This is a genomic window from Bradyrhizobium sp. (assembly GCF_049581145.1).
Lineage (GTDB): Bacteria > Pseudomonadota > Alphaproteobacteria > Rhizobiales > Xanthobacteraceae > Bradyrhizobium.
In genome coordinates, this window is the sequence record NZ_JBAURI010001250.1 from 1 (window position 1) to 8,200 (window position 8,200).

Consider the following 8,200-nt stretch of genomic DNA (forward strand, 5'->3'; position numbering starts at 1 on the left):
GTGGGGTGCCGGTGCTGGGGAAGCCGATCCGGGCTTGCGCTCGGCGGTCAGCGCGATCATGGCGGTGGTGACGCCGGCGATCGCGCGCACCGCGGTTTCGGCTTGCGTCCGGACGCTTTCCCAGGCGCGGGCTTCCGCAGCATCGACATTGATCGACAGGAACACCTTGCCGTCATCGACCGTGACCGGTGACAGCACATTGGCGTTGGTCAGCGCCACGCCGCGGGGCGAGGCGACCTTGGCAAGCGCGTCCAGGACCTGTTGCTGCGTCACGCTCAAAGTGCATCTCCTCAAATTTGTCGGATGCGACCCTTAAAGCGTTGCGGCTCAAAAGGCTACATCGCCCCGACATCATCCCGCCGCTCGACGGGCGCCGCGACGCCGCCTTCCTTGGCGGCCTCGTAGTTCAGCTCGATCGTGACGCCGTTGGGATCGTTGACGAAGATCTGCCAGAGATCGCCGCCCGGAACCTGGCGTGCGTCAAAGGCCATGCCCTTGGACGCGAGCCGGTCCTTCATGCCGGCAAAGCCCCGGCTGACGAAGGCGACGTGATGAACGACACCGGAATCGGGCTTTTGCAGCTCGTCGGTGGCCGCGATATCGACCAGATGCACCACCGGTTTGCCCTCGCTGTACATCCAGGCCCCCGGGAAGGCGAAGTTCGGCCGGGCGCCCTTTTCCAGGCCGAGCACATCCTCATAGAAGCGGACGGTCTCAGCCAGTTTCCGGGTCCGGATGTTGAAATGATCGAGCACGCCTACGCTCATGCCCATGCGATACACTCCCTTTTTGTGACTTTTGCTGGCCTGCCAACCTAGCACGAAACCCCCGGCTTGCGCCAAACCTTGCGCCCAACGAAGCCGTTGCCCTTCATGGCGCAGGGCTTATGGTGCCCGCTTCCCCAAAAGCCGGCCAGTTCCATGATGCCGGCGAACCCCCCAAGGCTTGTAAAACAAGGTAGCAGACATGGCTAAAGTCGCTTTTCTCGGTCTCGGCGTGATGGGTTTTCCCATGGCAGGACATCTCGTGAAAAAAGGTGGCCACGAGGTCACGGTCTACAACCGGACCGCGGCGAAGGCGCAGGCCTGGGTCGAAAAGTTCGGCGGCCGTGCGGCGCGGACGCCTAAGGCCGCTGCCGAGGGTCAGGATTTCGTGATGTGCTGCGTCGGCAATGACCATGACTTGCGCGCCGTGACGATCGGGCCGGACGGCGCCTTCGCCGGCATCAGCAAGGGCGCGACCTTCGTCGACCACACCACCGCGTCCGCCGAAGTGGCGCGCGAGCTCGACGCCGCGGCCCAGAAGGCCGGCTTCAAATTCGTCGACGCCCCGGTGTCCGGAGGCCAGGCCGGCGCGGAAAACGGTGTCCTGACCGTGATGTGCGGCGGCGCCGCGGACGCCTATGCGGGCGCCGAGCCCGTGATCGCGGCCTATGCGCGGATGTGCAAGCATCTCGGTCCGGCGGGCAGCGGCCAGCTCACCAAGATGGTCAACCAGATCTGCATCGCAGGACTGGTCCAGGGCCTTTCAGAGGGCATCCATTTCGCCAAGAAGTCGGGCCTCGACGTCGCCGCCGTGATCGACACGATCTCGAAGGGCGCGGCCCAGTCCTGGCAGATGGAGAACCGCTACAAGACCATGAACGACGGCAAATATGATTTCGGCTTCGCGGTCGAGTGGATGCGCAAGGACCTCTCGATCTGCATCGCCGAATCCCGCCGCAACGGTGCGAGCCTGCCGGTCGCAGCCCTGGTGGATGCCTTCTATGCCGAGGTCGAGAAGATGGGGGGCAAGCGCTGGGATACGTCGAGCCTGCTGGCGCGGCTGGAACGGTGAGTTCAGGCGCATGGCCGCGCGCGAAAACGGCGCGCGGCCAAAGGTTAATTTAACCTCCGGTTAAGGGAAATTTTTCGTTTTCTACAGCACCTCTTAAGGATTTGGCGGCACAGATAGACAATGCAAGGAGCCCGCCTGTCGCGGGCGGGGTTTGTGTTGTTTGATGAGTAAACCCGCCGAAAAGCCTGAGATTGTTCAGCTCCCGGCAGAGCCGCCAGTTGCGGTGCCCGCCAGCAGCCGGCGGGCCGCCGCGCAGCGGGTGCGTGAGGCGCGGGATCGGTTAACGTCGACCAGTGGAACCCGCCCCGCTTTCGATCGGGAATTGTTGCGGCAATACGCGCAGACGCGGATCTCGGCCTCCTTGGTCGTGATGCTGCTGGTCGTTGCAACCGGCGCCTTGTTCAGCGTGTGGATGCAGCCGACCACTGCGGCGCTCTGGACCTGCGGCGTGCTGAGCATCCATGCCGCCACCGTGCGCACCTGCGTCCGCTTTCTGGCAGAGCCGCCCTCACCCGGCTCGATGCCGAAATGGCGCACGCGGTTTGTGCTGCTCGACCTGCTCTACGGCCTGTGCTGGATGGCGATGCTTGTTCATCCGGCGCTCGGCGCGGTCTCCGATACGGTGATGATGTCGCTGATGCTGCTGGTGGTCGCGGTATCGAGCATGCTGGCGGCCAATCTGCCGATCGCTGCATTGGCGGCCACCATCCCGATCACGGTGGCGATCTCGCTGAATTTCGCGATTGGCGGCACGTTCGACGATGGCGTGCTCGCAGCGCTGGCGCTCGCGGCCGAAGGATATTTCGCGCTGCTCGCCCACCGGCTGCATTCCACCACGCTGGCGACGCTGGAAGCGCGCGCCGAGAAGGATGCGTTGATCGGCGAGCTCGAGCAGGCCAAGTCGATTTCGGACGAGGCGCGACATCGCGCGGAATCGGCCAATGTCGCCAAATCGCGCTTCCTGGCCCAGATGAGCCACGAGCTGCGCACGCCGCTGAACGCCATCCTCGGCTTTTCAGAGGTGATGAAGAGCGAGATCTTCGGCGCCCATGCGGTGCCGGTCTACAAGGAATATTCGGCCGACATCCACAATTCCGGCGTGCATCTGCTGAACCTGATCAACGAGATCCTCGACCTGTCGCGGATCGAGGCTGGTCGCTATGAGCTGAACGAGGAAGCGGTCTCGCTCGTCAATGTCGTCGCCGATTGCCATCATCTGTTGAAGCTGCGCGCCTCGAGCCGCGGCATCACGATTCACGAGGTGTTCGAGCAGGGCATGCCGCGGATCTGGGGCGACGAGCGCGCCACGCGGCAGATCGTGCTCAACCTGCTGTCGAACTCGATCAAGTTTACTCCGCAGGGCGGCGAGATCTGGTTGAAGGCCGGCTGGACCGCCTCCGGCGGACAGTATCTCAGCGTCAAGGATACCGGCTCGGGCATTCCCGAGGATGAGATCCCGATCGTGCTGGCCTCGTTCGGCCAGGGCTCCAACTCGATCAAGTCCGCCGAGCAAGGCGCTGGTCTCGGGCTGCCGATCGCAAAGAGCCTGGTCGACCTGCATGGCGGCACCTTCACGCTGAAATCGAAATTGCGGATCGGCACCGAGGTGATCATCACCTTCCCACCGGAGCGCGTGATGTCGGCCTTGGCGCCGATGTCCGACGATTCCGCGCCGCCGCTGCAACCGGACACCATGACGCCTACGGCGAGCGAAAAGCATCGCGCGCGCAACAAGCCGATCATGAGCGCCGGTACAGGATTATAGAGCAACAGCAGTGCTTGCCCCAGCGCCAGGATGTCCCTCACAATCGAACAATGAGCAAAGAAACGCCGTGCGTCGCAGTGTGTATGATCGATCCCAGGACCAGCCTCTGTCTCGGCTGCGGCCGCACGCTTCCCGAAATCGCTCGCTGGCACCGCATGGACGGCGCGGAGCGGCGGGCGGTGATGGCGACATTGCCGGCGCGCATGGCGGATGCGGGACTGGCGCCCCCGATCCCTGCTGCGGACCACGATTGAGCCACGGCCACGCTGATCCGGGAGCCGCGCGATGATGCGTTCTCTGCTGCTGCTGTTCCTGTTCGCTTTCACCGCGGCGGCCGTTGCGGCCTACAAGGATCCCGAGCGGGTGGTGCGGGCCAGCGATGCCGTGACCGAGCTGCTGCGCGATCACGTCGAGCAGCGGGCACACGCGGTGCAGATTCCGCGCGGCCAGGGCGGCGAGTTCGCGCTGCGCGCCAGGATCAACGGCATCGCCGCTCCTATGGTGATCGATACCGGCGCGACCTCGGTGGTCTTGACCTATGAGACCGCGAAGGCCGCTGGCCTGCCGCTCGAACTGCTCGACTATGATGTCGACCTCGAGACCGCGGGCGGACACACCCGGGCGGCGCGGCTGACACTCGACCGGCTCGCGATCGGCAAGCTGGTCGAACGTTCGGTGCCGGCGCTCGTGGTGCCGCACGGGCAGATGAAGACCAATCTGCTCGGCATGAGCTTTCTGGACCGGCTGGAAAGTTTTGAGGTACGCGCCGACCGCCTGGTGCTGCACGGCTTCTGAAGCAAGGAGTGCGGCCGACACCGCTTCCCGGCGGTCGGTCGATCCGTGGAATGCCGGCACTCAGCCCTTGTGGTGATGATGATAAAATCTGGCGCCGGCGAGCAGGCCGTAGGCGACGACAGCCAGCCAGAAGGCGTAGTCGCTGACAAAAGGGAGCTGAATGAAAACGCCGACAACCGAGAGAATCATCAACCCGAACGAGACCAGAAAACCCGAAACTCATTTGCGCATCCCCCGTTTCGGAAAGCGCGGACAATTAGCGAAGCGTAACCGCGCAGTGGCGGCCGTCAATCGATTCAGGCGCCTGCCCGATCACGGGCGGGACATCGCGGGCTCGCTTTCGACCGCCACGCTCTACGCGGCGATCGAGGGCCGGCCGACGTCCTCCACCCGCGTGATCGCGTCGCGCAGCACGTTCACCCCGGCGCCCGGCTTGACGCCGTGCTCGGCGAGATGACGGCGGAAGGCACGCGCGCCGGGCACGCCAAAAAACGCGCCGACAAAGTGCCGCGTCATCGCATGCAGCCGGGTGCCGCGCGCCAGCTCGTGCTCGATATAGGGCAGCATCTCTTCAAACACCGCCCTCATGCTCGCGTGCGGCGCGGCCTCGCCGAACAACTCCGGATCGACCGCGAGCAGCCGCCATGGCTCCTGATAGGCCGCGCGTCCCAGCATCACGCCGTCGACCTTGCCAAGATGCGCGGCGGCCTCCGCGATGCCGGCAATGCCGCCATTGATGATGACCGGCACATCGGGCAATGCGGCCTTCAGCCGGTACACAAGCTCGTAATCGAGCGGCGGGATATCGCGGTTTTCCTTCGGCGACAAGCCGCTGAGCCAGGCCTTGCGGGCATGGACGATCAAGGCGTCGGCGCCCGCGGCCACCACGCCGCGTGCCAGCGCATCGAGCGCCACCTCCGGGTCCTGATCGTCGATACCGATCCGGCACTTCACGGTGACGGGAATCCGCACAGCGCGCTTCATGGCGGCAATGCCGGCCGCGACCAGTTCCGGCTCCGCCATCAGGCAGGCCCCGAACCGGCCATCCTTCACCCGATCCGACGGGCACCCGACATTGAGATTGATCTCGTCATAGCCGAAATCCTCGCCGATCCCGGCTGCCGTCGCGAGCTCACGCGGATCGGAGCCGCCGAGTTGCAGCGCCAGCGGATGCTCGCTCGCATCAAAACCGAGCAGCCGGGCACGATCGCCAAAAATCACCGCGCCAGTCGTCAGCATCTCCGTGTAAAGCCGCGCGCGGCGCGACATCAGGCGGTGGAACACGCGGCAATGCCCGTCGGTCCAGTCCATCATCGGCGCCACGGAGAATCTATGTGATTGATTCAACTTCATTTTCTGGAGTACATGCAAATCGTTGGTCAGGTCGCGTCGTGTGCACTTTGTTCTACACCATCAGGCGATATTTTTTCGGCTTTTCGACGCCTCAATGCACGCGGAGCGCACACGCTTGGCAACGATCACTCCGACTGAAATCAGGCTGTGGGTGCGCCCAACTCCGACGAAAGCCGAAATATGCCAGCGCGACATGTCTGCGCCGAGGCACACGGAGGAACCCACCCAGGATGCATCAGGTTCGCGTTGGCCTTCGGGGATGCAATAGCTCTTCGACGGTTTGTTTCGGGTCCTTGATATCAGAGCGATCCTTGCGATCGCTCTTCCCTGCCTCGGCCAGTCGCCTTAGCCAAGGCCATCATAGGCATGGACCGAGGTCAGCGCTGCCTCGCGCACTTCGAGCGCCGTCATGCCCGGGCGATAGAGACTGCTGCCAAGTCCGAACACCCGGATTCCCACCGCCCTATACGCGGCAAGGTTTTTTTCCGATACGCCGCCGACAGCACCGACCACCGTCTCCTTCGGGAGGACGGCAAGCTGCGCGGCAATACCGGACGGCCCAAGTACCGACGCAGGAAAGAACTTCAGGGCCGAAGCTCCACAGCGCAGCGCAAGACATGCCTCGGTGGGCGAGAACACGCCGGGCATGGTCACCAGTTGCCGCGCCTGTGCCATTGCCAGAACATCGGCGTCTACATTCGGGCTGACCGTCAACCGCCCGCCGAGATCGGCGACACGCGCGCAGTCAGTTGCGTTGAGGACGGTGCCTGCCCCGATGTGGCAATCGTTCCCGAAGCGCTTGCACAGACGCTCGATCGAGACAAAAGGGTCAGGCGAATTCAGCGGCACCTCGATCAATTCAAAGCCGCTGTCAATCAGCGTCTCGACGATCACCTCGACCTCGTCGGGATGGATACCGCGCAGAATCGCGATGAGCGAGCGCCTGACCCTGGGCCAGGGAACCGGATGCATCATGTCAGAACTGCGCTCCCCAAATGTCGATGGCGGCCCTGCTGAGCCCGCCTCGTGACGCTTCGTCTGCATCGACCGCTGTCACGTCGAAACCGCGTTTGCTCAATGCCGCCTCATACAGCAGGCCGAGGCTGCCTGTCCCGATCAGCCGCAGCGATCGCGGAGCACCATATCGGTCCACCGCATCCGCGATCTCGGTTCCGATCAAGAGGCCCGACAGCCGCGCCGCACCATCGATCCGCTGCTCGAATCCCAGCAGTTGCGCGGCACGCAGCCGAAAAAGCGACGCGGTTAGTCCGGCCGGCGCAGCCAGCGCCGTTGCGAGGCCCTCGCGGAACGGCTGGCTTTTCGTCGGAACCTGACCAGCCATTTCGACTGCGTGGGCAAGGATGCTATGCTGGGAAAGCACGGAGAACAGCTCGCCGGTCATATAGGTCGAGAACTCGATGAGCTGACCTGCTTCTATCCTGATCCATTTGCTGTGCGTACCGGGAATGCAGACAAGACCGGTGAAATCAGGGTCGGTCCCGCCCAGAAGCTGCGTCTCTTCTCCCCGCATGACGTCGGGCCGGTCGGCTCGCGCCTGAGCGACACCGGGCAGGATGCGGATGTCGCCGCGCGCGCCAACGCGGATGGCGCCCTCATGCAGCGCATCGAGGCGCGTCGGCGTCTTCAGATAGGGCGCCTCGGCCCAGCCCTGCCGCGCGCCTGCCATCCCGCAGATCAAGATGGGGATTCCATCGGGAGCGCCGAGCCTTGCGAGGTGATCACGCAGCACGGGAGCAAAGCCTGCGCCGCTGCAATGCAGCATGCCTTCGGCGCCGCGGCTCTCTGCCAGCGCCTCGCCATCGGCAGACATCAGCCAGCCACGAAAGCTGCTGGTGCCCCAGTCGACAGCGACGAACGCTCCCGGCGCGGCGCCGGACGAACATGCAGCAGGGATCAAACCACCACTCCTCGGTACCATCGGATATCAAGGGCGATCGAATACTCGAATTTTCATGCTTCCGATAGACTTTGCGCGGCGCCCCTCGCGGCGACGCGCCGCTGAGCCGGGTGCCGGAAAATCCCAGCCCATGATGCAGCTTTGCCGCTCGGTTTTCGCGAACAGGTCGCTGACCACCACGGCCGGCAATGGCGCCAACACTCGGAGCAGCCAGATTGCTTGACGCTACGCAGCCGCTCGTCTCCGATCTCATGCGAGGACGCCGTCGCCGGGATGGCGATTGGCGCCCCCGACCTTATGACGTGGGGGGTGCCTTATCCCGCGGCTTGCCGACTGCATCAGCTGCCGGGAAGATGCTGTCATATATCGCGCGGGCCTCTTGAATCAGGCGCGCTCGCTCGCGCTCAGACCTGGCAACAAATCGAATAATTTCGCCCATATTCGCTCCAAGCATCAGTGAGAGAAGGCCTCCACAGCCAGAGAACGACGCACCATTAGATTATGATCATCATCCTCGTAGGACTTAGGACATC

At 64.0% G+C, this 8,200-nt stretch carries 10 protein-coding genes; 4 read left to right on the plus strand and 6 right to left on the minus strand.

The window, feature by feature from the left end; genetic code table 11:
* On the minus strand, positions 1-279 hold a 279-nt coding region (locus tag WCB02_RS39705), incomplete at its 3' end, for an iron-sulfur cluster assembly protein (RefSeq protein ID WP_423967920.1).
* A gap of 56 nt (positions 280-335) precedes the next feature.
* Complete coding sequence (locus WCB02_RS39710) at positions 336-773, minus strand: VOC family protein (RefSeq protein ID WP_423967922.1); 438 nt, start codon at positions 771-773, stop codon at positions 336-338.
* Positions 774-966: 193 nt separating this feature from the next.
* On the opposite strand from WCB02_RS39710, the gene WCB02_RS39715 reads away from it, so the two are divergent.
* From WCB02_RS39715 to WCB02_RS39730, 4 genes are all read left to right on the plus strand, one after another.
* On the plus strand, positions 967-1,836 hold the full coding sequence (locus WCB02_RS39715) for an NAD(P)-dependent oxidoreductase (protein WP_423967924.1): 870 nt from the start codon (positions 967-969) through the stop codon (positions 1,834-1,836).
* A 163-nt stretch (positions 1,837-1,999) separates the two neighbouring features.
* Positions 2,000-3,601, plus strand: a complete 1,602-nt coding sequence (locus WCB02_RS39720; RefSeq protein WP_423967926.1) for a sensor histidine kinase — start codon at positions 2,000-2,002, stop codon at positions 3,599-3,601.
* A gap of 50 nt (positions 3,602-3,651) precedes the next feature.
* On the plus strand, positions 3,652-3,855 hold the full coding sequence (locus tag WCB02_RS39725; RefSeq protein ID WP_423967929.1) for a DUF1289 domain-containing protein: 204 nt from the start codon (positions 3,652-3,654) through the stop codon (positions 3,853-3,855).
* A gap of 31 nt (positions 3,856-3,886) precedes the next feature.
* Positions 3,887-4,396, plus strand: coding sequence for a TIGR02281 family clan AA aspartic protease (locus WCB02_RS39730; protein WP_423967932.1), 510 nt, complete (start codon positions 3,887-3,889; stop codon positions 4,394-4,396).
* A gap of 60 nt (positions 4,397-4,456) precedes the next feature.
* Here the strand turns inward: WCB02_RS39730 and WCB02_RS39735 are convergent, their stop codons facing one another.
* The 4 genes from WCB02_RS39735 to WCB02_RS39750 all read right to left on the minus strand — a co-directional run bounded on the left by WCB02_RS39735 (position 4,457) and on the right by WCB02_RS39750 (position 7,664).
* Complete coding sequence (locus tag WCB02_RS39735; RefSeq protein ID WP_423967935.1) at positions 4,457-4,585, minus strand: hypothetical protein; 129 nt, start codon at positions 4,583-4,585, stop codon at positions 4,457-4,459.
* Positions 4,586-4,750: 165 nt separating this feature from the next.
* Complete coding sequence (gene dusA, locus WCB02_RS39740) at positions 4,751-5,749, minus strand: tRNA dihydrouridine(20/20a) synthase DusA (RefSeq protein ID WP_423967937.1); 999 nt, start codon at positions 5,747-5,749, stop codon at positions 4,751-4,753.
* A 345-nt stretch (positions 5,750-6,094) separates the two neighbouring features.
* Positions 6,095-6,724, minus strand: a complete 630-nt coding sequence (locus WCB02_RS39745) for a 2-dehydro-3-deoxy-6-phosphogalactonate aldolase (RefSeq protein ID WP_423967939.1) — start codon at positions 6,722-6,724, stop codon at positions 6,095-6,097.
* Between the two features lies 1 nt (position 6,725).
* A complete protein-coding gene (locus tag WCB02_RS39750) occupies positions 6,726-7,664 on the minus strand; it encodes a 2-dehydro-3-deoxygalactonokinase (protein WP_423967941.1) in 939 nt (312 codons plus the stop codon).
* Positions 7,665-8,200: the final 536 nt, after the last annotated feature.

Excerpts from the sequence above, each read along its gene's own strand:
- WCB02_RS39710 (WP_423967922.1), bottom strand. The coding sequence starts at position 773 with ATGGGCATGAGCGTAGGCGTGCTCGATCATTTCAACATCCGGACCCGG.
- WCB02_RS39715 (WP_423967924.1), top strand. The coding sequence starts at position 967 with ATGGCTAAAGTCGCTTTTCTCGGTCTCGGCGTGATGGGTTTTCCCATG.
- WCB02_RS39720 (WP_423967926.1), top strand. The coding sequence starts at position 2,000 with ATGAGTAAACCCGCCGAAAAGCCTGAGATTGTTCAGCTCCCGGCAGAG.
- WCB02_RS39725 (WP_423967929.1), top strand. The coding sequence starts at position 3,652 with ATGAGCAAAGAAACGCCGTGCGTCGCAGTGTGTATGATCGATCCCAGG.
- WCB02_RS39730 (WP_423967932.1), top strand. The coding sequence starts at position 3,887 with ATGATGCGTTCTCTGCTGCTGCTGTTCCTGTTCGCTTTCACCGCGGCG.
- WCB02_RS39735 (WP_423967935.1), bottom strand. The coding sequence starts at position 4,585 with ATGATTCTCTCGGTTGTCGGCGTTTTCATTCAGCTCCCTTTTGTCAGC.
- dusA (WP_423967937.1), bottom strand. The coding sequence starts at position 5,749 with ATGAAGTTGAATCAATCACATAGATTCTCCGTGGCGCCGATGATGGAC.
- WCB02_RS39745 (WP_423967939.1), bottom strand. The coding sequence starts at position 6,724 with ATGATGCATCCGGTTCCCTGGCCCAGGGTCAGGCGCTCGCTCATCGCG.